We start from the raw sequence: 25784 nt of genomic DNA on the forward strand, positions 1-25784 counted from the left end.
TGTCACGATTGATTTGATTAGCTGGAAGCTACAGCAATCAATTTCCCGAAACTCCGGATAATCACCCAACAAAAAGGGCCGCCTGCGCTACCCGCGCAGGCGGCCCCGCCAGGGCTTGCCGTCGGCCCTACACCGGCGCCAGGATCTGCCCGCCGCCGTAGCTCGACTGCTCCGGCGCCGCGCCGCCCAGTGCCATCTTCACCGCGCAGTACTTGAACTCCGGGATCTTGCCGAAGGGGTCCAGTGCCGCATTGGTCAGCTTGTTGATCGCCGCCTCGTAGTAGCAGAACGGCACGAACACCGCCCCGCGCGGCGTGCCGGCGTCGGCCCGCGCGTACAGCGTGACTTCGCCGCGGCGCGATGCCAGCGTGACCACGTCGCCCGGCTTGCCGCCCAGCGCGTCCAGGTCCAGCGGGTGCACCAGCGCCACCGGATCCGGCTCGATCGCATCCAGCACGCCGGCGCGCCGCGTCATGCTGCCGGTGTGCCAGTGCTCGAGCTGGCGGCCGGTGATCAGCACCATCGGGTAGTCGATATCGGGCCGCTCGGCTGCCGGGATGATGTCGGCCGGCACGAAGCGCCCACGGCCGCTGGCGGTCGGGAAGCTGTCGATAAAGATCACCGGTTCGCCCGGGTCGCCCTCTTCCTTGCACGGATAAGTCACGGCGTGCTCGCGCTCCAGCCGCTCCCAGGTCACGCCGCCGATGCTGGGCATGGCCTGGCGCATCTCGTCGAAGACCTCGGCCACGCCGTCGTAGTGCCAGTCCAACCCCAGCTGCGCAGCCATCTGCTGGATGATCCACAGGTCCTGGCGCGCCTGCCCCGGCGGGTTCAATGCCTGGCGGCCGAGCTGGACGGTGCGGTCGGTGTTGGTGAAGGTGCCGGTCTTCTCCGGGAAGGCCGAGGCCGGCAGCACCACGTCGGCCAGATAGGCGGTCTCGGTCAGGAAGATGTCCTGCACCACCAGGTGGTCGAGCGAGGCCAGCGCCTCGCGCGCATGCTCGGCGTCGGGGTCTGACATCGCCGGGTTCTCACCCATGATGTACATGCCGCGCACCTCGCCGCGCTCGATCGCCTGCATCACCTCGACCACGGTCAGGCCGGGCTGGCGGTCCAGCGGCATGCCCCACAGCGCCTCGAAGCTGGCGATCGCCACGGGATCGTCCACGCGGCGGTAGTCCGGGTACATCATCGGGATCAGGCCGGCATCGGACGCGCCCTGCACGTTGTTCTGGCCGCGCAGCGGATGCAGGCCGGTGCCGGGGCGGCCGATCTGGCCGGTCATCAGCGCCAGCGCGATCAGGCAACGCGCGTTGTCAGTGCCGTGCACGTGCTGCGACACGCCCATGCCCCACAGGATCATCGAGGCCTTGGACGTGGCATACAGCCGCGCCACCTCGCGGATGACCTCGGCCTCGATGCCGCACACCGGCGCCATCAGTTCCGGGCTGTACGCCGCGACATTGCGCTGCAGCTCGTCGAAGCCGATGGTGCGGCTGTCGATGAAGTCCTGGTCCACCAGGCCCTCGGTGACGATGACATGCATCATCGCGTTGAGCAGCGCCACGTCGGCATCGGGCTTGAACTGCATGAAGCGATGGGCAAAGCGCGCCAGGTCCGAGCGGCGCGGATCTGCCACGATCAGCTTGGTGCCGTTCTTCACCGCATTCTTGATCCAGCTGGCCGCGACCGGGTGGTTCACGGTCGGGTTGGCGCCGATCACGATCACCACCTCGGCCTTGTCGACATCCATCACCGGGTTCGATACCGCGCCCGAGCCGATCCCCTCCAGCAGCGCCGCCACCGACGAGGCATGGCACAGCCGCGTGCAGTGGTCGACGTTGTTGCTGCCAAACCCGGTGCGCACCAGCTTCTGGAACAGGTAGGCCTCTTCATTGCTGCCCTTGGCCGAGCCAAACCCTGCCAGCGCGCGCTTGCCGTGGGCGTCGCGGATCTGCGCGAGCTTGCCGCCGGCCAGCGCCAGCGCCTCTTCCCAGGTGGCCTCGCGGAACACGTCCATGACGTGGTCCGGGTCCATGACGAAATCGCCCTGCTTGGGCACGCCTTCGCGGCGCACCAGCGGCACCGTCAGGCGCTGCGGATGCTGCACGTAGTCAAAGCCGTAGCGGCCCTTCACGCACAGCCGCTCGTGGTTGGCCGGGCCATCGCGCCCTTCCACGAACAGGATGCGGTTGTCCTTGATGTTGTAGGTCAGCTGGCAGCCCACGCCGCAGTACGGGCAGACCGAGTCCACCTGCTTGTCCGGAACCGCCAGCGCGGCATCGCGCGCGGGCATCAGCGCGCCGGTCGGGCAGGCCTGCACGCATTCGCCGCAGGCCACGCAGGTCGACGCGCCCATGGGGTCGTCCATGTCGAACACGATGCGGGCTTCGTCGCCGCGCAGGGCCAGGCCGATCACGTCGTTGACCTGCTCGTCGCGGCAGGCACGCAGGCAGCGCGTGCACTGGATGCAGGCATCCAGGTTGACGGCGATGGCCGGGTGCGACAAATCCGCCGCCACGCGTTCGCGCGGGGCAAAGCGCGGCTTGCCGACCTCCAGCTTCGCGGCCCACTGATCCAGCTCGTTGTGGCGGGTGTAGTCGGTCTCGGGCATGTCCGACTGCAGCAGCTCCAGCACCGTGCGCTGGGCGCGGCGGGCGCGCTCGGATTCGGTCTGCACCTGCATGCCTGCGGCGGGATAGCGGCAGCAGGACGGGGCCAGCACGCGCTCGCCCTGGATCTCGACCATGCAGGCGCGGCAGTTGCCGGCCGGCTCCAGGCCGTCCTTGTAGCACAGGTGCGGCACGTCGAAGCCTTCGCGCTGCGCGACCTTCAGCAGGCTTTCGCCGGGCTGGGCGCTCACCTCGCGGCCATTGAGCGTGAAGGTGACGGCTGGCTCGGCGGATTCGACAAGCGCGCGTTCGGCGCGGGTCAGTGCATTCATGTCAGTCTCTCAGGCCAGTTCGTGCGGGAAGTACTTGATGACGCAGTCGACGGGATTGGGCGCGGCCTGCCCCAGCCCGCAGATCGATGCATCGCGCATCACCGCGGACAGGTCATCCAGCGCCGACAGGTCCCACTTGGGCTGGCGGATCAGGTCGAGCGTCTTGGCGGTGCCAGTGCGGCACGGTGTGCATTGCCCGCAGGACTCGTGCTTGAAGAAGTGCATCAGGTTGCGCGCTGCGTGCGTGGCGCTGTCCTGGTCGGACAGGATCACCACCGCGGCCGAGCCGATAAAGCAGCCGTAGGGCTGCAGCGTGTCGAAGTCCAGCGGGATATTGCCCATCGACGCCGGCAGGATGCCGCCCGAGGCGCCACCCGGCAGGTAGCCGTAGAACGCATGGCCGTCGAGCATGCCGCCGCAGTATTCGTCGATCAGCTCGCGCACGGTGATGCCGGCCGGCGCCAGGTGCACGCCAGGGCGTTTCACGCGGCCCGAGACCGAGAACGAGCGCAGGCCCTTGCGCCCGTTGCGCCCCTGCGAGGCAAACCACTCGGCGCCCTTCTCGATGATGTCGCGCACCCAGTACAGGGTCTCGAAGTTGTGCTCCAGCGTGGGCCGTCCGAACAGGCCCACCTGCGCCACATAGGGCGGGCGCAGCCGCGGCATGCCGCGCTTGCCTTCGATCGACTCGATCATGGCCGACTCTTCGCCGCAGATATAGGCGCCCGCGCCGCGGCGCAGTTCGATCGTCGGCAGGCCGGGGATTGGCGGGTCTTGCTGCAGCCGCCGCAGTTCTTCCGCCAGCAGCTCGCGGCAGCCGGCGTATTCGTCGCGCAGGTAGATATAGATCGCTGACACGTTGACCACCGTTGCCGCGATCAGCATGCCTTCCAGGAACCGGTGCGGATCGCGTTCCAGGTAGACGCGGTCCTTGAAGGTGCCGGGCTCGCCCTCGTCGATGTTGATGGCCATCAGCCGCGGTGCGGGCTCGTTCTGCACGATGCGCCATTTGCGCCCGGTCGGGAAGCCTGCGCCGCCCAGGCCGCGCAGGCCGGAGTCCTCCATCGTGCACAGCACGGCGGCCTGGTCCAGGTCGCCGCTGGCGAGGGACTTAAGCAAGGCATAGCCGCCGTCCTTCCGGTAAGCGTCGTAGCCGATATAGGGCTCGGGCGCATGGCGCACGGCCTTTGCCTGCACGGCGGCGTCGATGGCCTCGGCCGTGGCGGTGTCGACCGGATTCTGCCCGACCAGCGCCGCGGGCGCCTTCTCGCAGCGGCCGATGCAGGGCGCGGCCACCACGCGCACTTCAGTGCCGAGCAGCGCGGGCAGCTTGTCGATCAGCGCCTGTGCGCCCGCCAGCTCGCAGGCAATGCCTTCGCATACGCGCACGGTCAACGCCGGCGGCGGTGCGATCTGGCCGTCGGCGTCCTCGCGCACCACGTCGAAGTGGTGATAGAAGGTGGCGACTTCATAGACCTCGGTCATCGACAGCCGCAGTTCGCTGGCCAGCGCCACCAGGTGCGGCATCGCCAGCTGGCCGTAGCGGTCGTTGATGCAGTGCAGGTGTTCGATCAGCAAGTCGCGCCGGCGGGGCATGTCGCCCAGCGCCACGCGCACTTCGGCCAGTGCGGCCGCGTCTACCTGCCGGCCCTTGGGCTGGCGGCGCTTGCGCTGCCGGCCGAGCCCCGTCGCCTCGAGAGGAATGACAACCTGGTTCATGGCGTGCCTGGATTCTGTTTGTGGGTATCCGATGTGCGATCAGGAAGGCGCCCGGCGGGCCGCCTCCCTGTCGCTCTTTCTATTTTTCGTATTGTGCTACCGGGCGCGGCGCCTGTGCAGGCATCGCAGCCGCCACGTCCGGGTCCTGCCGGCGCCGGAGGCGCCGTACTGCTTTCTTCATCAGGTCAGGTCTTCCGGCACGGTACGATAACCGATCGGTGCCGAGGCATTGGCATGCACATACTTGCGGGCATGGGCCTCGCGCATCGGCTTGAGCACGAACAGCGCCATCACCGCGGTCAATGCCGCCATGCCGGAGGCCACCATGAAGACCGCATGCCAGCTGCCGGTGGCAGTGGTGATCACGCTGGAGAACGGCACCAGCAGCGCGGCCGTGCCCTTGGCGGTGTACAGCAGGCCCGCGTTGGTGGCGGCAAACTTCGGCCCGAAGGTGTCGCCGCAGGTGGCAGGGAACAGGCTGTAGATCTCACCCCAGGCAAAGAACACCACGCCTGTCAGCACCACGAAGGCAACCGGATGGTGGCCGTACTTGGACAGCAGCAGGATGCCGATGGCCTCGACCCCGAAGGCAAAGAACATGGTGCGTTCACGGCCGATATGATCGGAGATCCAGCCGAAGAACGGGCGCGTCAGGCCATTGAGCACGCGGTCGATGGTCAGTGCGAAGGTCAGCGCCGGCAAGGTCAGGCCGAGGATCGAGATGGGGGCGTCGTGCAGGCCGAAGTCCTTGGCGATCGGGCCGAGCTGGGCGGTTGCCATCAGGCCGCCGGCGGCCATCATCACGAACATCGCGTACATGACCCAGAAGATCGGCGACTTCAGCACCTCGCGCGGCGAAGCGTTGTAGGTTGCGGCAGCCTTCAGCGTGGACTTGACCTCGCTCAGGATCTTGGCCGACGGCGGGTACAGGGCCATGCCCAGGACGAACACGATCAGGCCCTGGCCAAGACCGAACCACAGGAACGCAGCCTCATAGCCCGAAGTCTTGATCATGTTGGCAATGGGCACCACGGTCAGCGCCGAGCCCGCGCCGAAACCGGCTGCGGTAATCCCCGCTGCCAGCCCCCGGCGATTGGGAAACCACTTCAGCGCGTTGCCCACGCAGGTGCCATACACCGCGCCCGCACCCAGGCCGCCGATCGCCGCCGCGAAGTAAAGCATGGGCAGCGAGGACGCCACCGAGTTCAGGGCCCAGGCAATGGCGCACAGCAGGCCGCCGCCCACCACTACCGGACGCGGGCCGTACTTGTCGACCAGATAGCCTTCAATCGGGACCAGCCAGGTTTCCGTCACGACGAAGATGGTGAAGGCCACCTGAATCGCGGTGCGGCCCCAGTGGTACTTGTCGTCGATCGGGTTGACGAACAGCGTCCAGCCGTATTGCATGTTGGCGATCATCGCCATGCAGATCACGCCGAATACCAGTTGCACCCACGGCGACGCAAAGCGCGACGTGGACTCCCTCTGCTGCTGCAATTCCATGATGTCTCCTTATAGCGGCTTGCCGCCAAGGTGGAAGATGGGCGCCTGTAGACGCCTCTGCGTGACTCTCAGTCAAAGAACAGCTGAGCCGTTCTAGTGCTATACGGTATGTGATATATCAGGTAAGTCAAGCGTATTCGTCGCGGCTCTGCAGCATGGAACCGCGGTGAGCGACGCCTGGTTGGCCGTTGCTGCAGTGCGACTGGTGCACATACCGCATCAATGGCCGGTCCGACAGCATCCGGAGTCTTTGGAAATCAAGCAGTTGCCATGCATCGGCACATGAATCAGCCGACTGATGGCATCTGCAAGAATGCCGGGGATCGCGCCTCGGAAAAACCGGGAAAACGATGAATTGGGGAAAGTCCCTAGATGCATACATTAATGTCTGGTCACGCGCGTATGGCTTGGGAACGACGCCGAAAGCGGCGTTAAAGACACAGCAGCGAGCCTGCCGGCTTGGCACCGGGCGCAGGAAGAGGGGTCGTGCAGAGCGATCGCTGGCAGCGATCGGGGGAGGAAGATGGTGGCGGCCGCAGGTTCGTGCAGAACCCTGCCCTGGCTCGCGGCGAATGCCGCAGATCAGGAATCAACCGAGGTACTGCCACAAGGGATGCCGGCCGCTACAACCCTTGCTGGTTGCGCGGTTCAGCGCGATGGCGCATGGCGCCGGCGCGCATTACGCGTAGGCCAGCTCACCGGCAGCGGGAACGATGCGCGACGGGCTGGCACGGCCCACGCCATCGCCTTCCTGGTTCGAGCCCAGGCCGGCGAAGCGACCGTGCTCCTGCGCGGTCACCAGCACATCCATCGGCAGGCGCGTGGCCAGCAGCGTGGTCACGCCGGCACCGGCAGCAATCAGGCCCAGGCCAAGAGCGAAGAGAAGAGCGACTTCCATTTGAAAACTCCAATAGCGTTGTGATCAGGAGTTTTCATTATATGCTGCACCGCACTATGTGTAAATATCCTGTATGTGATATATCAATGGAAGTTTTGCACTAATACAACGAATGCCCGCCCCATGCCCTCAGATGAGCCGATTGCCTCACACCATGGTGGTTTCACGACGCACCACCGGCGACTCCTGATACTCCTGGCCGCGCAAGGCATCCCAGATTGCCGCGGCATTGGGCTTGAGCGAACGGCTCTTGCGCCGAACCAGCATCACCGTGGAAGTCACCTGCGGACGCAGCGGCCGCATCACCGCCGCCGGGTTCATGCCGCCCACCTGGGCACGCGACGGCACCACGCCGATGCCAAGGCCCAGCGCCACCATGCCGAACACTGCCGCAAAGTGGCCGAGCAACTGCAGCGAGCCCGCGCGCACGTGATAGCTGCTGAGCGCCTTCTCCACCGCGGGCTGCATGCCGCACTGCTGGTCCAGGGCCAGCACGCGGGCATCGCTCAGGTCGCCCCACCCTACCGCGTCGCGCATGGCCAGCGGGTGCTGGGCGGGCAGGACGGCGTGGTAGGCATCGACGCACAGCGGTTCACAATAGAGGTCGTCGGTTGGCTTCGGATCGGTGGCAATCCCGAAGTCCACCTCGCCGCTGCGCACGCTCTGCAGCACCGACTCCTGCGAGCGGTCCTTCAGGTGGATGGCAATTGCCGGCCACGCTTGCCGGCAGCCGGCCAGCCACGTCGGCACCGACATCGAGCTGAGCACCGGATCCGAAGCGATCTGCACCAGGCCCTGGCACGGACGGCTGGCGCTCTGGCTGTCGCGCAGGGTCTGCTCGACCTCTTCGATCAGGTGGCAGATGCGCTGCGACAGGTGCTGGCCGGCATCGGTCAGTTCCACCTGGCGCGTGGTACGGTCGAACAGGCGCTGGTCGATCTCATCTTCCAGCTCACGCACGCTGCGGCTGACCGCGGATTGCGTCAGGCCGAGCTCAACCGAGGCACGCGTAAAGCTCTTGTGCCGCGCCACTGCGGCGAAGGCCTTCAGTTGGGGGAGCGAGATATTCACGACCTGCCCCCCTGCCCGGCACCGGCGTGGCTGCGATGGGTCTCTTCAGCCATGGCGGGGTGCCGCGTTGCACGCACCGTTGCATTCAGTCCGGTCACGGTAGTCTCCTTGTGTATTTTTTGTCGTGGCTGTAGGCAGCCATCGTTGTTATCGGCCATGCTTGTGGCCATTGGCGGGCTCCTGGCGCAAGCCGGAGAGCCGGATTCGGGGCGGGGCAGGCAAATCCGACGATTGATGCTACTTGAATCTAAGATCAGCACTGCATAAAGTTTTTTATCGTTTATATAGCCAATCGTTTATATATTGCACGGGACGAGGATGAGGAACGCCACACTGCGGCAGTTGAAGGTCTTTGAGACCGTTGCCCGCCATATGAGCTTTTCACGCGCTGCCGAGGAACTGCACCTGACGCAGCCCGCGGTATCGACCCAGGTGCGGCAGCTGGAGCACCACGTGGGGCTGCCCCTGTTCGAGCAGTTGGGCAAGAAGATCTACCTGACCCCGGCGGGCCACGAGATGCTGCATTACAGCCGCAGCATCATCCAGCAGTTCCGCGAGGCCGAAGACGCCATGTCCCAGCTCAAGGGCATCTCCGGCGGCCGGCTCAACGTGGCGGTGATCAGCGCCGGCGACTATTTCTTTCCGCGCCTGCTGGCCGAGTTCATGAACCGCCATGAAGGCGTGACCCTGAACCTTGCCGTGCATAACCGCGAGGAATTGCTGCACCAGCTGGCCGGCAACCTGACCGACCTGGCGGTGATGGTGCGCCCGCCCGAAGGCATGGACACCATCAACGAGGCCTTCGCCCCCCACCCCTATGTCATCGTGGCTGCGCCCACCCACCCGCTGGTCGGCCAGCGCAATATCCCGCTGGCCGAGCTGGCTGATGAAGCCTTCGTTTCACGCGAGAAAGGCTCGGATACCTGGAATTCGATGCAGGAGGGCTTTGCCGGGCGTCTGTCGAACATGCGCATCGCGATGGAGATCAAGAGCACCGAGACCATCAAGCAGGCCGTGATCGCCAACATGGGCATCGCCTTCCTGTCGGCGCACACGGTCGGCCTGGAATTGCAGGCCGGCAAGCTCGCGGTGCTGGACATCGAGGGCTTCCCGGTGATGCTCAACTGGTATGTGGTGCACCGCAAGAACAAGCGGCTGCCACCGGTGGCGCTGGCGTTCAAGCAGTTCCTGATGGAGGAAGGCGCGGGACTGATCGAGCGAATTACCGGCGTGGAAGGTTTGATCCGCCAGAATGCATAAACGATTGATTATGGTTTTGCTATGAAACTTTAATTATCGTAAATCATTCGCGGTCTCTATGCTTGTCTCAACCCAACCGCTACAGCGCATCTCAGGAGACGAGCATGAACCAGGTCCAGCAGGAAAGCCGCCAGGCTGCCATCACGGTCGGCACCGATAACCAACCCATTCCGCGCGACACCCAGCTCGCCGCCTACAACGCCGCGTTTATCGAGCTGGGCCTGCGCTTCCGCTGGGACGCCGAGATGTATGAATGGCTGTGCGGCATCGAATGCGAGAAGGCGCGCGTGGCCCGCTATATCGAAGAACACCACGCGCACCTGCTGGCCGCCTATGATGCCGCCTTTCTGAGCGCGCTGATCTTCGAGAAGAAGAACGAATACCTGCGCGCGGTCGGTCATCTCAACTGAGGGGGCCGGTCAGTTCACGGCGAGGCGCGCGAGCGGCCTCGCCTGATGGAAGCCTGCTTGCGATCCATCGCCATGCCTGCACCGCGCAGTCGTCGTAAGATTCGGCATCTACACTCACGCGCCCGGCGCTTGCCCGGCTTGCCACCCGTTTCATGCCGACTCGACGCACCGATGAAGAATTTGTCCACGAACTGACCCGGCTGCTGAGCACCGAAGGCGTGTCGTCGCTGACCATCGGCGAGATTGCCCGACGCATGCGCTGCTCGCGGCGGCGCCTGTACGAGATCGCGCCGACCAAGGAAGCGCTGTTCGTCGGCATCTGCCGCGACGTGCTCGCTGACAACCTGGAAAGGGGCTTTGCCGCGGCGCGCCGCGAAAGCGATGCGGCGCGGGCAGTGTCCGCCTACCTGCATGCCGCGCTCAACACGTCGGGACTGAGCAAGGCCGCGCTGGCGGACCTGGATGCGATCGACAGCGGCCGGGCGATATTCGACGACTACCAGCTGGCGCGCGTGCGCGGGCTGGAGAGCCTGCTCGAGGCAGGCATGCGGCAAGGGCTGATGGCGCCGCACAATCCGCGGCTGGTTTCCGAAGCGATCCTGGGCGCGGCGTACCGGCTGCGCAATCAGCAGTTCCTGAAGGAAACCGGCCTGAAGATCGGCGATGCCTTCAGCGAGTTCTACGAGATCATCCTGAACGGCCTGCTGTGCCGGCCCGAAGCCGGCGCCGGCACGTCCTAGCCGCGGATCGCGGCGCCTGCCCTGCTATTGCGGCGGGATGTTGGCGGCGCGGATCACGCGGCCCCACTTGACGTATTCATCCTGCACGAAGCGGCTGGCCTGGTCGGGCGCCGCCACTACCGGGATCAGCGCCGCGGCATCCAGCGTGGTGCGCAGATCCGGGTTCTTCTGGGCCTGGTTGATGACCTCGTTCAGCCGCGTCACCACTGGCGCCGGCGTGCCCTTGGGCACGAAGGCCGCCATCCATCCCACGACCTCGAAACCGGGGACGCCCGATTCCGCGATAGTGGGCACGTCCGGCAACTGCGGCGCGCGTTTCGCGGTGGTTACCGCCAGCGCGCGCACCTTGCCCGATTTCACCTGCGTGACCGCGGCGCCGATGTTGGCGAACAGGAAGTCCACGTGCCCGCCTATCAGCGCGGCCATGGCTTCGGACGGCCCGCCATAGGGCACGTGCGTGTACTCCAGCCCCTTCACGTCCTGCTTGAGCAACTCCGCCGACAGGTGCGCCGAACTGCCGACACTGCCCGACGCGTAGTTCACCTTGCCGGGCCGGGCCTTGACGTATGCCAGAAACTCGGCAAAGGTCTTGGCCGGGAAGTTGTTGTTCACCAGCAGCACATTGCCATTCAGTCCGAACACGGCCACCGCCTGGAAGTCCTTCAGCGGGTCGTAGGGCGTCGCCGCGATCAGGCGCGGGTTGATCGCATGGGTGACGTTGGTGCCCAGCAGCAGCGTGTAGCCGTCCGGCGCCGATCGTGCCACGAAGTTGGCACCGATGGTCGCGCCGGCGCCCGGCTTGTTCTCCGCCACCAGCGGCTGGCCCAGGGCGTCGCCCATGTATTTGGCGAAGGTGCGTGCGGTCAGGTCGGTGACGCCGCCCGGCGCGAACGGCACCACGAAGCGGATCGGCCTGGCCGGGTAGGTGTCGGCGGCGTGCACGCTGGCGCAGGCGAGGCCCAGCGCCAGCAGGCATGCCCGCGCGGCGTGGAGCGCCCGGGTTGGGCGGATAGCGTTGAAACGTGAGCGGATTGCCATGATGGTCTCCTCCATTGTTGTCGGTCTGGCAGGCCGCCGGCCCTCTTGCGGGGCCGTGCGGCATGCGGTGGGCGCGCTCAGGCCACCTGCCTCTCCTGGCCGCCCCAGTAGCGGCCGCGGATGGCCTTGCGGTCGATCTTGCCCAGCGCGGTCAGCGGCAGCTCATCCACGAACACCACCTGCTTGGGCGCATTGACCACACCCTTGTGCTGCGTCACGTGGCCGATCACGTCGGCCTCGGTAAGCGCGGCACCGGGCCGGGCCGCGACCACGGCGATGACCGCTTCGCCCCACTTGGGGTCGGGGATGCCGATCACCGCGGACATGGCGATGGCCGGGTGCAGCGCCAGGCAATGCTCCACCTCGCTCGGGTACACGTTGAAGCCGCCGCTGATGATCATGTCCTTGGCGCGGTCGACGATGTACAGGAAGCCCTCGCTGTCGCAACGGGCCATGTCGCCGGTATGCAGCCAGTCGCCGGCAAAGACCTTGGCGTCTTCCTCGGGCCGGTTCAGGTAGCCCTCCATCACCAGCGGACCGCGCACGCACAGCTCGCCCACCTCGCCCGGCGCGACTTCACGCAGGTCGGGGTCCAGCAGCTTGACCTGGTTGCCCGGGATCACCTTGCCGCACGAGCGCAGGCGCTCGGGGTTGTCCGGATCGTGGTCGCGCTGGCTCAGGTAGCTGATGCACATCGGCACTTCAGCCTGGCCGTAGACCTGCCCGAACACCGGGCCGATGCGGCGCAGCGCGTCAGCGAGGCGCACCGGCGCGATCGGCGCGGCGCCGTAGAGCACCAGCTCCAGGCTGGACAGGTCGGCCGCGTCCAGCCCGTCGCAATCGAGCAGGCCATAGATCTGCGTGGGCACCAGGAAGGTCAGGTTGATCCGCTGTTCGGCCACGCGGCGCAGGAAATCGGCGGGGCTGAACTTGTCGCACAGGTAGATGGTGCCGCCGCGCAGCAGCGTCGGCAGGAACAGGCTGCCGGACGCGTGCGAGATCGGCGTGGTCACCAGGTAGCGGATCTGCGCCGGCCATTCGTAGCTGGCCAGCATGTACTGCAGCACCGTCACCGTGGTGCGGTGCGTATGCAGGATGCCCTTGGAACGGCCAGTGGTGCCGCCGGTATAGGCCAGCCGGCTGATTTCCGTGGGGTCGTCGCCGGGGACCACGGGCGCGTCATCGAACGCAGCCGCCGCATTGGCCAGGCCAGGCCCGAACTCGCCATCGTCCAGCGGCAGGACCTGCAGGCCGGCGCCAGCTGCCAGCACGCGCGCGCGCTCGCTGAAGCGGGCGTTGTCCACCACCAGCGCCCGCACCCCGGCATCCTGCAGCACGAAGGCGTGATCCGCTTCCGATGCCATCGGATGCAGCGATACGTTCTTCAGCCCGGCCAGCTGCGCGGCGATGATGGCGGCGACCGCTTCGGCGCGGTTGCCCACCAGGAAGGCCACGGCATCCTGGCGCGCCAGGCCGCGGGCGGCAAACAGCCGCGCGACGCGCGCGCACTGCCGCGCGAGCGCCTCATAGCTCAGCGTGGTGTCGTCGCCGACGATGGCGGGCACGCCGGGCCGGGCACGCAGCGCGGCCGCATAGAGCTGGCCCACCGTAGCGCCGCCATGGACTACCGCAGCGGCCGAAGCTTGACGGCTCATGTTGTCTCCTCGGATCTGTCTTTGTCAGGGCTCCCAATGTAGGAGGCATTCGGTACTCAGTCAACGATTTTGGTACCAAAAAGACCAGGATCGGCTACGCCAAAGCGGCGCTGGAAGCGCATGCCGGCCACCTATTCGGGAAAACTCGGGGGGACAAACGAACCTGCGCGGCGGCCCCGGCCGGGGCCGCCGCGCAAACAGGAAACGGCCAGGACCAGGCCTGGCCACCGGGCCGACGCGCTGCGCGGCTGGCCCTGGATCACGGAAAAGGCACGCGCCTCAGGCCTGTTCCTTGACCTGGTTTTCCAGCTCCACCAGCCGCTTCTTCAGCGCCCGCTCCTCCTGGAAGCGCACGGTCTCGTCGCGGACCACGGCGACGATGCCGGTGATAGCGCCCGCATCATCCTTGAGCAGCGCCACGGTGAAGGCGATCGACATGGCCTTGCCGTCCTTGTCGACCGCGGGCACCTTGAGCAGATCGTGGCCGTAGCGCGTGATGCCGGTCGCCATGGTCTTGTCGTAGCCCTCCCAGTGCCGCCCGCGCAGGCGCTCAGGGATGATCAGGTCGAGCGACTTGCCCATGGCCTCGGCCTGGGTAAAGCCGAACATGCGCTCGGCCGCGGGATTCCATAGCGTGATGGCGCCCTTGGCGTCGGAGATGATGATGGCGTCGCCGATGGCGGACACCAGTTGCGCGTAATCGATCTGGTCTGTCATGGGGATTCCCTCGTTATTACCAGGGCCGGTCGGCGCCGGCCTGTCATGGCCATCAAGGTAGCGTGCCACATGGCCACGCTGCAAGCAAAAACGCCGGGGCCCGCTATGCGCGAGACCCCGGCGTACACTCCGGCACAAGTGCCGGCGGGCAGCGTCAGATCACCTGGGACTCGCGCAGGCGCTTGATGTCGTCCGCGCCGTAGCCCAGGCCGGCCAGCACCTCTTCGCTATGCTCGCCCAGCAGCGGCGACCCGGTGATCTCCGGCTTGAGGTCGGAGAACTTGATCGGGCTGCCCACCGTCAGGTAGGTGCCGCGCTCCTTGTGCGGCACCTCGGTGATGCTGCCGCTGGCTCGCAGCGACGGATCATCGGCGATTTCCTTCATCGACAGCACCGGCGAGCACGGGATGTCGAACTTGCGCAGGATGTCCACGGCCTCGTACTTGGTCTTGTCGGCGAGCCATTCCTCGATGGTGTTGAAGATATCGAAGATATGCGGCTGGCGAGCCTTGGCGGTGGCGTAGTTGGGATCGGAAATCCATTCCGGCTTGCCCAGCGCTTTGCAGATCGGCTCCCAGGCATGGCCCTGGATGGTGAAGTAGATATAGGCGTTGGGGTCGGTTTCCCAGCCCTTGCACTTCAGCACCCAGCCCGGCTGGCCGCCGCCGCCCGCGTTGCCGCCGCGCGGCACCACGTCGCTGAAGCTGCCGTGCGGATACTGCGGGTACTCTTCCAGGTAGCCCAGGCGGTCCAGGCGCTGCTGGTCGCGCAGCTTGACCCGGCACAGGTTCAGCACCGCATCCTGCATCGACACGGCCACCTTCTGGCCCTTGCCGGTCTTGTCGCGGCCGATCAGCGCGGTGAGGATGCCGATGGCCAGGTGCATGCCGGTGTTGGAATCGCCCAGCGCCGCGGCGGACACCGTCGGCGGGCCATCCCAGAAGCCGGTGGTCGAGGCCGCGCCGCCGGCGCACTGGGCCACGTTCTCATAGACCTTCAGGTCTTCATAGTGGTGGCCGTCGCTGAAGCCCTTGACCGAAGCCACGATCATCTTCGGGTTCAGTTCGTTGATGCGTTCCCACGAGAAGCCCATGCGGTCCAGCGCGCCCGGGCCGAAGTTCTCGACCAGCACGTCCGACTCGCGGATCAGCTGCTCCAGGATCTTCTTGCCGTCCGGCTTCTTGGTGTCCAGCGTCAGGCTGCGCTTGTTGCTGTTGAGCATGGTGAAGTACAGCGCATCGACATCCGGGATGTCGCGCAGCTGGGTGCGCGTCACGTCGCCGGAACCGGGGCGCTCGACCTTGATCACGTCCGCACCGAACCACGCGAGAAGCTGCGTGCAGGCGGGACCGGCCTGGACGTGCGTGAAGTCGATGATCTTGATGCCGTTGAGTGGGAGGTTCACTTTCGTTCTCCTATTGGATCAGAGGGGTGAAATTCGGGTGAATTACTTCTTGGCCGAGCTTTGCGGATTCAGATTGGTCAGACGACCGCTTTCCGTGCCGGCAGCCGGATCGATGACAGCGTTGACCAGCGTGGGCTTGCCCGAGCGCAGGGCTTCGTTCACCGCAGCCTCGAGTTCCGCCGGCGTGGTGACGTTGTGGCCGACGCCACCGAACGCTTCCATCATCTTGTCGTAGCGCGCGCCCGGGACGAACGTCGTGACCGCCGGATCCTTGCCGCCGGTCGGATTCACGTCGATACCCTTGTAGACGCCGTTGTTGTTGAAGATGACGATGCAGACCGGCAGGTTGTAACGGCAGATCGTCTCGACTTCCATGCCCGAGAAACCGAACGCACTGTCACCGCACAGCGCCAGCACCGGCTTGCCGGTCTCGACCGCCGCGGCGACCGCGTAGCCCATGCCCACGCCCATCACGCCCCAGGTGCCTACGTCCAGGCGCTTGCGCGGCTCGTACATGTCGATCACGGCACGGGCGTAGTCCAGCGTGTTGGCGCCTTCGTTGACGAACGAGATGCCCGGGTTGGCCTTGACCACATCCTTCAGCACGCTCAGCGCGCCGTGGAAGTTCATCGGCGAGACATCCCTGGACTTGGCCAGGGTCTCGGCCATCTTCGCCAGGTTCGTGTCCCTGCGGTCGGCCACCGCGTTCAGCCACTCGGCGCCCGGCTTGGCAAAGTCATTGCCGACCTTGTCGAGGATTGCCGACACGCACGAACCAATGTCACCCACTACCGGCGCGGCGATGGCGACGTTGCTGTCCATCTCGGTCGCCGCGATGTCGATCTGGATGAATTGCTTCGGCTTGCCCCAGGTCTTGCCCTTGCCGTGCGACAGCAGCCAGTTCAGGCGGGCGCCGACCAGCAACACCACGTCAGCTTCAGCCAGCACATACGAGCGTGCGGCCGAGGCCGATTGCGGATGCGTATCGGGCAGCAGGCCCTTGGCCATCGACATCGGCAGGTACGGAATGCCCGTCTTCTCGACCAGCGTGCGGATATCCGCTTCGGCGCGTGCGTACGCGGCACCCTTGCCCAGCAGGATCAGCGGGCGCTTGGCGCTCTTCAGCAGCGCGACGGCACGGTCGATCGAGTCCGGTGCAGGCAGTTGGCGCGGGGCCGGATCCACCACCTTGATCAGCGACTTGCGGCCCTTCTCGGCTTCCATCGACTGGCCCAGCAGCTTGGCCGGCAGGTCCAGGTACACACCGCCCGGACGGCCCGACACGGCGGCACGAATGGCACGCGCGATCCCGACACCAATGTCTTCAGCGTGCAGCACGCGGAAGGCAGCCTTGGCGTGCGGACGCGCGATGGCCAGCTGGTCCATCTCTTCGTAGTCCCCCTGCTGCAAATCGACGATCTCGCGCTCGCTCGAGCCGCTGATCAGGATCATCGGGAAGCAGTTGGTGGTCGCATGCGCCAGCGCCGTCAGCCCGTTCAGGAAGCCCGGCGCAGAAACGGTCAGGCAAACGCCCGGCTTTTGCGTGAGAAAGCCGGCAATCGCTGCTGCGTTGCCTGCGTTCTGCTCGTGACGGAAGCTGATGACGCGCATGCCGTTGGCCTGCGCCAGACGGGCCAGATCGGTGACCGGAATGCCGGGCAGGCCGTAGATGTTTTCGATGCCGTTCAGCTTCAGCGCGTCGATGACCAGATGAAAACCATCGGTTTGTGCCTGATGTTCTTCCGTGGCGTGACGCTGCAGTTCGTTTCCGACTTCTGCCATGGTTGATTCCTTCTATACAAATTGACTGGGGTTGGAATTCTTCTAATTCAGCGTGTCTTCCGCGTGGTGCTCCCGGCCCGCTTGGCTTCGACGACTTTGGACATGTCTTGGTCTCCTCGTTGAACTCTTTACGGGGCGGGGCACTCTCGCCTTCTCGCCCTTCGCTGTTGCTACCCGTATGCCTTGCGGCGCCCGATCGTTTCATTCGATCTTGATGACATACGGTATGTGATATATCAAAACGAAGCAAGAAGAATTTCCCTTAGGCCTTCAAGTTTCGTCGATGCGGCGCAGCAATTTTGCAGGCAACTACGGCTAAATCAACCCAATTCCTGAAAGCACGCCATTCATGCGCAATCGGCACAGATTTCCGGGCCATGTCGAAACCTGGAAATCTAGTCGGAATTACGCATGTAGATATACTACATACCAAAATTCCAGCGACTTTGTGGCCCTCTGGAGCACGTTGCCGCGCACTGACGTCCTCCGCGAACACCAGCGCGCCCACTATGGGAATGTCCTGCCCCCACTCCGGAAGCCCGGCAGCCTACGCGAGGCTCCCCCTCTACCCTTCCGCCTATGCGGCGACATGCCAGCCAGGCACGCGCCGTCGGACACGCGCACTGCCTCGGCATGCCCGATGATAAAGCGCTTGCGCATGGGCGCCAGGAACACCTTGGCCGAGATCCCTGCCGCAATCGTCACCACCGCCGCCACCGAGAACACGGCTCCCCAGCCACCATGCGCCGACAGGACCGATGCCAGCGGCACCACCACAGTACCGCCTTGGCCGCCACCGCGCCCTTGGGCGCCTTGGGCTTCACCAGCAGCAGTGCCAGCACGAAAATGCACACGCCCTGCAAAATGCCGAAGGTCAGGAAGGCCTTTTCATAGCCCGAGCTGCATTGCGGCACATGAAGTCGTGGATTGATGCTACCTGAAGCTTAATTTGACTAGTCTTAAAGTTTTTTATCGTATCTATTCGTGATCGTTTATATATCGCGGAGCTGGCATGAATCGCCTGCCGGGCTTCCAAGATTGTCTATGGCTGGGCCCATCCAGACAACAAAAGCCACCGCCGCCCCGACCAACGCGGGGCGGCGGTGGCTTCGCGGCCGCCTGAACTGCTCAGCAACTCAGGCCGGCGCTTCCTCCAGTTGCCTCAGCAGGGCATCGACACTGCCCTTGGCGTCGCCGAACCACATCCGCGTGTTGTCCTTGTAGAACAACGGGTTGTCCACGCCCGCATAGCCCGCCGCCATGCTGCGCTTGGACACCACCACGGTGCGGGCCTTCCACACTTCCAGCACCGGCATGCCGGCAATGGGGCTGCCTGGGTCTTCCAGCGCACCGGGGTTGACGATGTCGTTGGCGCCCACCACCAGCACCACGTCGGCCTTCTCGAAGTCGTCGTTGATCTCTTCCATCTCCAGCACGATGTCGTACGGCACGCGCGCCTCGGCCAGCAGCACGTTCATGTGCCCGGGCAGGCGGCCCGCCACCGGGTGGATGCCGAAGCGCACGGTGACCCCCTGCGCCCGCAGCCGCCGCGCGATCTCGCTGATGGTGCCCTGCGCCTGCGCCACCGCCATGCCGTAGCCCGGCACGATGATCACGTCGCTGGCGTCCTTGAGCAGGTTGCCGACTTCCTCGCTGGACACCGGCAGCACCTCGCCCTGCTCCGTCGCCGCGCCCTGTGCCTGCACTGCGCCGAAGCCGCCCAGGATCACCGACAGGAACTTGCGGTTCATCGCCTTGCACATGATGTAGCTGAGGATGGCGCCGCTCGATCCCACCAGCGCGCCGGTGATGATCAGCAGGTCGTTGCCCAGCATGAAGCCGGTGGCCGCCGCGGCCCAGCCGGAGTAGCTGTTGAGCATCGACACCACCACCGGCATGTCGGCGCCGCCGATGGCCAGCACCAGGTGCGCGCCGACCAGCAGCGCAATCACCGTCATCGCCGCCAGCGGCACCAGCCCCTGCTGCGCGTCGGGCGCGCTCAGGAAGGCATAGCCCAGCCACACGCAAACCAGCAGCGCGATGGCATTCAAGGCATGCCGGCCCGGCAGCAACATCGGCTTGCCGCCCATGGTGCCCTGCAGCTTCAGGAAGGCGATGATCGAGCCCGTGAACGTGACCGCGCCGATCAGGATGCCAAGGTAGGTTTCCACTTCATGGATGGCCTTCTCCGCGCCGGTGAGCGCATGGGTATCCAGGTAGTTGGCGTAGCCCACCAGCACCGCGGCCAGGCCGACGAAGCTGTGCAGCACCGCCACCAGCTGCGGCATCTGCGTCATTTCCACGCGCCTGGCCAGCAGGGCACCGGCGATGCCGCCCACCAGCATTGCGCCGATGATGATGGCGATGCCGTCCGGGCTGCCCGCCAGCACGGTGGTCAGCACCGCGATCACCATGCCAGCGATGCCCAGCAGGTTGCCGCGGCGCGCGGTGCCGGGGTGGCTCAGCCCGCTCAGGCTGAGGATGAAGAGCGCACTGGCGCCCAGGTAAGCGATATTGCTGATTCCGGATGGCATCCTTGTCTCCCCCTCTAGTCCCGCTGGAACATCTTGAGCATGCGCTGCGTCACCAGGAAGCCGCCGGCGATATTGATGGTGGCCAGCAGCACCGCGCTGCCGGCAATCACCGCCGTCATCAGCGACGGCTTGCCCAGCTGCACCAGCGCGCCCACCACGATGATCCCGCTGATGGCATTGGTCACGCTCATCAGCGGTGTATGCAGCGCGGCGGTGACGTTCCACACCACCTGGTAGCCGACAAAGATCGCCAGCACGAACACCGTGAAATGCGCCATGAAGGCCGGCGGCGCGACCGCGCCCAGGCCCAGCAGCGCCGCCGCCGCGATGGCCAGCGCGACCAGCGTCGCGCCGGTGCGGCTGCGCGGCGGCTCGGCCTCGGCCTGCACCGGCGGCGGCGCGGCCGGCGCCTGCTGCTGCGGGATCGCCACCGTCAGCGGCGGCGGTGGCCAGGTCACCGTGCCCTGGTGCAGCACCGTGGCGCCGCGGATCATCTCGTCGTCCATGTCGACCACGAGCTGGCCGTCCTTGCCCGGCGTCAGCTCCGTCAGCAGGTGGCGGATATTGGTGCCATAGAGCTGGCTGGCCTGCGCCGCCATGCGGCTGGGCAGGTCGGTGTAGCCGATGATGGTGACGCCGTGCTGCCGCACCACCTCGCCCGGCACGGTCAGCACGCAGTTGCCACCCTGCTCAGCAGCCAGGTCGACCACCACGCTGCCGGCGCGCATCAGGCCCACCGTGCCGGCCTCGAGCAGCTTGGGCGCGGGCCTGCCCGGGATCAGCGCGGTGGTGATGATGATGTCCACCTCGCGCGCCTGTTCGGCAAAGAGACGCATCTCGGCTTCGATAAAAGCCGGGCTCATCTCCTTGGCATAGCCGCCGCTGCCGCTGCCGTCCTCTTCGATCTCGACGGTCAGGAACTCGGCGCCCAGGCTTTCGATCTGCTGGCGCACCACCGGTCGCGTATCGAAGGCGCGCACCACCGCACCCAGGCTGCGCGCCGCGCCGATCGCCGCCAGCCCCGCCACGCCCGCGCCGATCACCAGCACGCGCGCCGGCGGGATCTTGCCCGCTGCCGTGATCTGCCCGGCAAAGGGCCGCCCGAACGCATGCGCGGCTTCGATCACCGCGCGGTAGCCAGCCATATTGGCCATCGAGCTGAGCGCATCGAGTTTCTGTGCGCGCGAGATGCGCGGCACGCAGTCCATCGCCAGCACGGTTGCGCCGCGCTGCGTCAGCCGCTCCAGCATCGCCATCTGCTGCGCCGGCCAGACAAAGCCGATCAGCGTGGCATGCTTCTTCAGCAGCGCCGCCTCTTCCACGCCCAGGCTGGGATGGACCTGCGGCGGGCGCACCTTGATCACCACGTCGACCGAGGCCCACAGGCTGGCCGCGTCGACAATGGCCGCACCGGCGGCGCTGTAGTCAGCGTCGGAGAACGACGCTTCCTGGCCGGCGCCGCTCTCCACCACCACCTGATAGCCGAGCTTGAGCAGTTCCCTGACCGAGTCGGGCGTGGCGGCAACGCGCCGCTCGCCCGGGTGGACTTCGCGTGGCACACCGATCGTCATTGGCATGGCATTCACCGTTTTATGGAAGGAATCGGGCACCGGCTCAGCCGCGCACGTGGTTGACCAGCGAGCCGATGCCCGCGATCGCCACCTCGACCACCGCACCGTCCTTCATCGATCCCACGCCGATCGAGGTGCCGCACGCAATCACGTCGCCGGGCATCAGCGTCAGGTCCTGCGAGATCCGGCTGACCTGTTCCTCGGGCGAGAAGATCATGTCCGACAGCGGGTAGTTCTGCCGCTCCACGCCATCGAGCCGCGTGATGACGCTGGCGGCCTTCCAGTTGAAGCCGCAGACAATGGCCGGGCCGATGCAGCCGAAGGTGTCGAAGCCCTTGGCGCGCGTCCACTGCGGGAAGTTGGGGTCGGCCGTGATCAGCTCGGCCGCGGTCACGTCGTTGACGACGGTATAACCGAAGATATGCGCGCCGGCCTCGGCCACCGACACATTGCGCGCCTTGCTGCCGATCACGATGCCCAGCTCGCCCTCATAGACGATCTTGCCGTCGTAGCTCTTGGGGCGCTGCACCGCATCGCCCGGCCCGGCCAGCGACGAGGCCGGCTTGAGCAGGAACAGCGGGTGCGTAGGCACGGGCTTTTCCAGCTTGCGCGCGAGTGCGTGGAAGTTGTTCCACAACGCCACCACCTTGCCCGGCGCACAGGGCGCGAGCAGCGTCAGCGACGCGCGCTCATGCACGGCGCCGGTAGGGGCGGGGTCGTTGAAACCGTCGCCGTCATATTCGACGACACGGTTGCCATCGGCTTCGTCGATGCGGCCATGGCCGATGCTGCCGTCAGCGCGGCGAAAGCGTATCCAGGTTTGCACAGCATGCTCCTTGCGCAGGCAAAGCGGGGCCCTGCCTGCTCCGATGTCGGTTGCAGGATCTTGGAAGAAATGGGATCGTGGGCGGCTCGCGCCCGGATTCGTCATTCCCGCACAGGCGGGAATGACGTCAGGCTTGCGTCATACCGCGCCGGCCAGCTTCATCGCGGCGATCTGCGCGGGCGAGCGCCCCAGCCACTCGAGAATTTCTTCGGTATGCTCGCCCAGCAGCGGCGAACGCTCGATCTCCACCGGCGATGCCGAGAGCGTGATCGGGCAGCCCAGCTGCACGTAGCTGCCGCGCTGCGGGTGCTCCAGCTCCTTCAGGTAGCCGCGCTGGTACAGCGACTCGTCCTCGATCAGGTCCTTCATCGACAGGATCGGGCCGCACGGAACATCGACCTCGTTGAGCGCCGCCATCACGTCGAACTTGCTGCGGCCACCGGTCCATTTCTCGATCACGGCGAAGCAGTCGGCCAGGTGCTTGAGGCGTGCTTCTGGCGTGGCGTAGTCCGGATTGGTGATCAGGTCCTCGCGCCCGCACAGGCGCATCAGCGGCTCCCAGCCTTGCGGCTGGATGATGACGTAGACATAGTCGTTGGGGCCGCCCGGCGCGCAGCGCAGCGCCGCGCCGGGCTGGCCGCCGCCCGAGGCATTGCCGGCGCGCGGCACGTGGTCGCCGAACTCTTCGTTCGGGTACTCGCGCAGCGGGCCGTTGGACAGGCGCTGCTGGTCGCGCAGCTTGACGCGGCACAGGTTCAGCACCGCGTCCTGCATCGCCACTTCCACGCGCTGGCCGCGGCCGGTGTGCTCGCGCTGCAGCAGCGCGGCCAGGATGCCGACCACGCAATGCACGCCCGTGCCCGAATCACCGATCTGCGCGCCGGTGACAGTGGGCACGCCCTCGGCATCGCCCGTGGTGGAGGCCGAACCGCCCATGCACTGGGCCACGTTCTCATACGCCTTGCAGTCCGCGTACGGCCCCGGGCCGAAGCCCTTGATCGAGGCATAGACCAGCCGCGGGTTCAGGTCCTGCAGGTGGTCCCAGTCAAAGCCCGCGCGCTCGAGCACGCCCGGCCCGAAGTTCTCGATCAGCACGTCGCTGCGCTGGACCAGGTCTTCGAGCAGCGCCTTGCCTTCGGGCGTCTTCATGTTCAGCGTCAGGCTGCGCTTGTTGCTGTTGAGCATGGTGAAGTACAGGCTGTCGGCGTTGGGCACGTCGCGCAGCTGGCTGCGGGTGATGTCCCCGCGGCCGGGCATTTCCACCTTGATCACGTCCGCGCCCAGCCACGCCATCAGCTGCGTGGCCGAGGGGCCCGCCTGGACGTGGGTCATATCCAGGATGCGAACGCCTTGCAGTGCCTTGGTTTCCATTTCGGATGTCTCCTCGGACGATGGTTTCACTTGTATATGGTCTGTTCCTGGTGCTCGGCGCGTACTCGCTCACGTCCGTTCCGGCCCTCTTGATGACATACGGTATGTGATATATCAGAAGAGAGCAAGAGGAGTTTGCCCGATGCAACACAAATTTCGACGATGCAATGCAGCAATCGACCTGTTTTGCTTGCCCGAAGTGGGAAACCCAGTCAAATCCCGAATCAGTCAGCCAGCATCTTTTTCACATTGATATATCACATACCACAACACGAAAAGCTCGCGCGTCATCCGGGAACGCACAAAAGCAAAACGGCGGACCAAGGTCCGCCGTATTGCCGCCCTACCCCGCCCGCCTTCAGTCGAGGAAGTCGCAGTGCCGTTCCACGTAGTCAGCCAGATCCAGCGAATGCTGCCGCACCAGCCGCTCGGCCAGTTCGGTATCGCGTTTCTCCAGCGCCTCGATGATGCGCAGGTGGTCCACGATCGAACGTGCCGCCCGGTCGCTCTGCGAGATCGTCATCTTCCGGATCGCGCGCACGTGGATAAAGATATTGCGGATCGTGTCCATGATGATCTGCGACTTGGACAGCTGCACGATCGCCTGGTGGAACGCGATATTGGCGTCGGAATACTCTTCGATATGCTCGGCCGGAGTGGAATCGCGGAAGCTGTCGAACATGCTGCGCAGCTGCGCGATCTCGGCATCGGTGGCGTTCTCGGTGGCCAGCCGCGCGGCCATGCTTTCCAGCGCGGCCCACATCTGGATCATCTCCACGATCTCGCGCTTGGTCTTGCGCATGATGTAGATGCCGCGCCGGGGCACGGTGCGCAGGAAGCCCTCCTGCTCCAGCAGCGTCATGGCTTCGCGGATGGGTGTGCGGCTGACACCCATGGCCTCGCTCAGAACCCGCTCATCGAGGCGGATCTCGTCGCGCGACTGGTAGATGTCAGCGTCGGCGATGGCCTGGCGCAACATGGCGTAGGCCTGGTCGCGCAGGCTCGCGCCGGCATTGATCGGTTGCACGGACAAGGCCAGCCCGTTGGGCTGGACGATGGATTGGCTTTGCGCAGACATGAATGAGCTCGTGTGAGACCAGCGGCAGGGTGGCCGGAATGGCTGCCCCCCGCATTGCCGCACAGCTTAGCAAAAACGCCGGACCCATTACGAAAACGCATCAAACAATGCGTTGTTGTCATGCATCGGCACAGTAGCGGTGCGCGGTCTGTCGTATATGGTATATCACTATCGCCCTGCCTTTCTCGCTTCGCAAGCCCGGCTCACGCTACCTTGGCGCGCCTGGCGTGCGCCAGGGGATACCTGACCCGCGGTATCCCCTGTTCCCAGCCGCGCTCAGGCGGCCAGCTTGGCCATCGTGTCGCGCTGCTTGATCAGACCCAGCACGGCATCGCACATCGGCGTGGGCTGCGCAACCAGACGTCCCATTTCCTGCACCACGGTCAGCAGCGGGTCGATTTCCATGGCCCGCCCGGCCTCCAGGTCCTGCAGCATCGAGGTCTTGTGCGCGCCCACGGCACCGGCGCCGTCGATGCGCCGCTCCACGTCGACGCGGAATTTCACCCCGAAACGCTCGGCGATGCCTTGCGCCTCAACCATCATCTGGCGCGACAGCGCCCGCGTGGCCGGGTCGGCGGTAATGACGTCGAGCGTGGCGTGCGTGAGCGCGCTGATCGGGTTGAAGCACAGGTTGCCCCACAGCTTGAGCCAGATCTCGTCGCGGATATTGTCGCGCACCGGGGCGTCCAGGTCGGCGGCCATCATCATTTCGCTGAGCCGGGTCACGCGCGCCGAGCGGCTGCCATCCGGCTCGCCCAGCGGATACTTCTTGCCGTAGACATGCTTGATCACGCCGGGCGCAACGATCTCAGCCGCGGGATAGACCACGCAGCCGATCGCCCGCTCCGGCCCCAGGCCTTTCCATTGGCGCCCGCCGGGATCGACGCTTTCCAGCGTGCTGCCGGCCAGCTCGCCGCCATGCTTGTAGAAGTACCAGTACGGAATGCCGTTGACGCCGGTGACGACCGCGGTTTCCGGCCCCAGCAGCGGCTGCATCTGGTCCACCACGCCCGGCACGGAATGCGCCTTGAGGGTGATGAACACATAGTCCTGGTGTCCGAGCTCGCGCGGATCGCTGGTGCAGCGCACCTTGGCCACGCGCTCCTCGCCGTCGATCAGCAGCCTGACACCATGTTCCTGCATCGCCGCGAGATGGGGGCCACGCGCGACGAAGCTGACCTCCGCCCCCGCGCGCGCAAGCTGCGCCCCGACATAGCCGCCGATCGCGCCTGCGCCGTAGATACACACTTTCATTGCTGTCT

19 protein-coding genes and 1 pseudogene are annotated in these 25784 nt (G+C 65.8%); 3 read left to right on the forward strand and 17 right to left on the reverse strand.

Annotated features, from left to right (window positions below):
* Positions 1-127 precede the first annotated feature (127 nt).
* From fdhF to AC3WLE_RS15360, 5 genes are all read right to left on the reverse strand, one after another.
* Entirely contained in the window at positions 128-2944 is a 2817-nt protein-coding gene (gene fdhF, locus AC3WLE_RS15340; protein WP_492356003.1) for a formate dehydrogenase subunit alpha, read from the reverse strand.
* 9 nt (positions 2945-2953) lie between these two features.
* The gene (locus AC3WLE_RS15345) at positions 2954-4663 is read right to left on the reverse strand and encodes an NADH-ubiquinone oxidoreductase-F iron-sulfur binding region domain-containing protein (RefSeq protein WP_492319559.1); all 1710 of its coding nucleotides are present in this window, start codon (positions 4661-4663) and stop codon (positions 2954-2956) included.
* Positions 4664-4843: 180 nt separating this feature from the next.
* Positions 4844-6166: an oxalate/formate MFS antiporter gene (gene oxlT, locus AC3WLE_RS15350; protein ID WP_492319558.1), complete on the reverse strand. Its 1323-nt coding sequence runs from the start codon at positions 6164-6166 to the stop codon at positions 4844-4846.
* Between the two features lie 679 nt (positions 6167-6845).
* Positions 6846-7064 (reverse strand): hypothetical protein, encoded by a 219-nt coding sequence (locus AC3WLE_RS15355; RefSeq protein WP_010810206.1) that lies wholly within the window; start codon positions 7062-7064, stop codon positions 6846-6848.
* A 147-nt stretch (positions 7065-7211) separates the two neighbouring features.
* Complete coding sequence (locus tag AC3WLE_RS15360) at positions 7212-8135, reverse strand: LysR family transcriptional regulator (protein ID WP_492319557.1); 924 nt, start codon at positions 8133-8135, stop codon at positions 7212-7214.
* 318 nt (positions 8136-8453) lie between these two features.
* On the opposite strand from AC3WLE_RS15360, the gene AC3WLE_RS15365 reads away from it, so the two are divergent.
* The 3 genes from AC3WLE_RS15365 to AC3WLE_RS15375 all read left to right on the forward strand — a co-directional run bounded on the left by AC3WLE_RS15365 (position 8454) and on the right by AC3WLE_RS15375 (position 10545).
* Positions 8454-9395 carry a LysR family transcriptional regulator gene (locus tag AC3WLE_RS15365; RefSeq protein ID WP_492319556.1) on the forward strand — a complete coding sequence of 314 codons (942 nt, stop codon included), beginning with the start codon at positions 8454-8456 and terminating at the stop codon, positions 9393-9395.
* Positions 9396-9499: 104 nt separating this feature from the next.
* On the forward strand, positions 9500-9805 hold the full coding sequence (locus AC3WLE_RS15370; RefSeq protein ID WP_492351331.1) for a LysR family transcriptional regulator: 306 nt from the start codon (positions 9500-9502) through the stop codon (positions 9803-9805).
* A gap of 152 nt (positions 9806-9957) precedes the next feature.
* Positions 9958-10545 carry a TetR/AcrR family transcriptional regulator gene (locus AC3WLE_RS15375; RefSeq protein ID WP_492319554.1) on the forward strand — a complete coding sequence of 196 codons (588 nt, stop codon included), beginning with the start codon at positions 9958-9960 and terminating at the stop codon, positions 10543-10545.
* Between the two features lie 24 nt (positions 10546-10569).
* On the opposite strand, the gene AC3WLE_RS15380 is transcribed toward AC3WLE_RS15375, so the two are convergent.
* The 12 genes and pseudogenes from AC3WLE_RS15380 to AC3WLE_RS15435 form a co-directional block, all read right to left on the reverse strand.
* Entirely contained in the window at positions 10570-11583 is a 1014-nt protein-coding gene (locus tag AC3WLE_RS15380; RefSeq protein ID WP_492319553.1) for a Bug family tripartite tricarboxylate transporter substrate binding protein, read from the reverse strand.
* A gap of 77 nt (positions 11584-11660) precedes the next feature.
* Positions 11661-13238: an AMP-binding protein gene (locus AC3WLE_RS15385; protein ID WP_492319552.1), complete on the reverse strand. Its 1578-nt coding sequence runs from the start codon at positions 13236-13238 to the stop codon at positions 11661-11663.
* 279 nt (positions 13239-13517) lie between these two features.
* Positions 13518-13955, reverse strand: coding sequence for a PAS domain-containing protein (locus AC3WLE_RS15390; RefSeq protein WP_492340420.1), 438 nt, complete (start codon positions 13953-13955; stop codon positions 13518-13520).
* 154 nt (positions 13956-14109) lie between these two features.
* Positions 14110-15360: a formyl-CoA transferase gene (gene frc, locus AC3WLE_RS15395; RefSeq protein WP_035818898.1), complete on the reverse strand. Its 1251-nt coding sequence runs from the start codon at positions 15358-15360 to the stop codon at positions 14110-14112.
* Between the two features lie 42 nt (positions 15361-15402).
* The gene (oxc, locus tag AC3WLE_RS15400) at positions 15403-17142 is read right to left on the reverse strand and encodes an oxalyl-CoA decarboxylase (RefSeq protein WP_492319550.1); all 1740 of its coding nucleotides are present in this window, start codon (positions 17140-17142) and stop codon (positions 15403-15405) included.
* Positions 17143-17718: 576 nt separating this feature from the next.
* Positions 17719-17919: pseudogene (locus tag AC3WLE_RS15405) on the reverse strand (oxalate/formate MFS antiporter); the annotation flags it as partial.
* A gap of 359 nt (positions 17920-18278) precedes the next feature.
* Complete coding sequence (gene pntB / locus AC3WLE_RS15410) at positions 18279-19676, reverse strand: Re/Si-specific NAD(P)(+) transhydrogenase subunit beta (protein WP_492319549.1); 1398 nt, start codon at positions 19674-19676, stop codon at positions 18279-18281.
* A gap of 14 nt (positions 19677-19690) precedes the next feature.
* Positions 19691-21253 (reverse strand): Re/Si-specific NAD(P)(+) transhydrogenase subunit alpha, encoded by a 1563-nt coding sequence (locus AC3WLE_RS15415; RefSeq protein WP_492356002.1) that lies wholly within the window; start codon positions 21251-21253, stop codon positions 19691-19693.
* A 37-nt stretch (positions 21254-21290) separates the two neighbouring features.
* Entirely contained in the window at positions 21291-22073 is a 783-nt protein-coding gene (locus tag AC3WLE_RS15420; protein WP_010810220.1) for a fumarylacetoacetate hydrolase family protein, read from the reverse strand.
* 138 nt (positions 22074-22211) lie between these two features.
* On the reverse strand, positions 22212-23444 hold the full coding sequence (gene frc / locus AC3WLE_RS15425; protein WP_035818879.1) for a formyl-CoA transferase: 1233 nt from the start codon (positions 23442-23444) through the stop codon (positions 22212-22214).
* Positions 23445-23802: 358 nt separating this feature from the next.
* Positions 23803-24522, reverse strand: coding sequence for a GntR family transcriptional regulator (locus AC3WLE_RS15430; RefSeq protein ID WP_010810222.1), 720 nt, complete (start codon positions 24520-24522; stop codon positions 23803-23805).
* A 276-nt stretch (positions 24523-24798) separates the two neighbouring features.
* Complete coding sequence (locus tag AC3WLE_RS15435; RefSeq protein ID WP_492356001.1) at positions 24799-25776, reverse strand: 2-dehydropantoate 2-reductase; 978 nt, start codon at positions 25774-25776, stop codon at positions 24799-24801.
* Between the last annotated feature and the right edge of the window lie 8 nt (positions 25777-25784).

The organism is Cupriavidus sp. FW306-1B-F12B (assembly GCF_058781795.1).

Coding starts and splice junctions, on each gene's coding strand:
- fdhF (WP_492356003.1), bottom strand. CDS start 2,944: ATGAATGCACTGACCCGCGCCGAACGCGCGCTTGTCGAATCCGCCGAG.
- AC3WLE_RS15345 (WP_492319559.1), bottom strand. CDS start 4,663: ATGAACCAGGTTGTCATTCCTCTCGAGGCGACGGGGCTCGGCCGGCAG.
- oxlT (WP_492319558.1), bottom strand. CDS start 6,166: ATGGAATTGCAGCAGCAGAGGGAGTCCACGTCGCGCTTTGCGTCGCCG.
- AC3WLE_RS15355 (WP_010810206.1), bottom strand. CDS start 7,064: ATGGAAGTCGCTCTTCTCTTCGCTCTTGGCCTGGGCCTGATTGCTGCC.
- AC3WLE_RS15365 (WP_492319556.1), top strand. CDS start 8,454: ATGAGGAACGCCACACTGCGGCAGTTGAAGGTCTTTGAGACCGTTGCC.
- AC3WLE_RS15370 (WP_492351331.1), top strand. CDS start 9,500: ATGAACCAGGTCCAGCAGGAAAGCCGCCAGGCTGCCATCACGGTCGGC.
- AC3WLE_RS15375 (WP_492319554.1), top strand. CDS start 9,958: ATGCCGACTCGACGCACCGATGAAGAATTTGTCCACGAACTGACCCGG.
- AC3WLE_RS15380 (WP_492319553.1), bottom strand. CDS start 11,583: ATGGCAATCCGCTCACGTTTCAACGCTATCCGCCCAACCCGGGCGCTC.
- AC3WLE_RS15385 (WP_492319552.1), bottom strand. CDS start 13,238: ATGAGCCGTCAAGCTTCGGCCGCTGCGGTAGTCCATGGCGGCGCTACG.
- AC3WLE_RS15390 (WP_492340420.1), bottom strand. CDS start 13,955: ATGACAGACCAGATCGATTACGCGCAACTGGTGTCCGCCATCGGCGAC.
- oxc (WP_492319550.1), bottom strand. CDS start 17,142: ATGGCAGAAGTCGGAAACGAACTGCAGCGTCACGCCACGGAAGAACAT.
- pntB (WP_492319549.1), bottom strand. CDS start 19,676: ATGCCATCCGGAATCAGCAATATCGCTTACCTGGGCGCCAGTGCGCTC.
- AC3WLE_RS15415 (WP_492356002.1), bottom strand. CDS start 21,253: ATGCCAATGACGATCGGTGTGCCACGCGAAGTCCACCCGGGCGAGCGG.
- frc (WP_035818879.1), bottom strand. CDS start 23,444: ATGGAAACCAAGGCACTGCAAGGCGTTCGCATCCTGGATATGACCCAC.
- AC3WLE_RS15430 (WP_010810222.1), bottom strand. CDS start 24,522: ATGTCTGCGCAAAGCCAATCCATCGTCCAGCCCAACGGGCTGGCCTTG.
- AC3WLE_RS15435 (WP_492356001.1), bottom strand. CDS start 25,776: ATGAAAGTGTGTATCTACGGCGCAGGCGCGATCGGCGGCTATGTCGGG.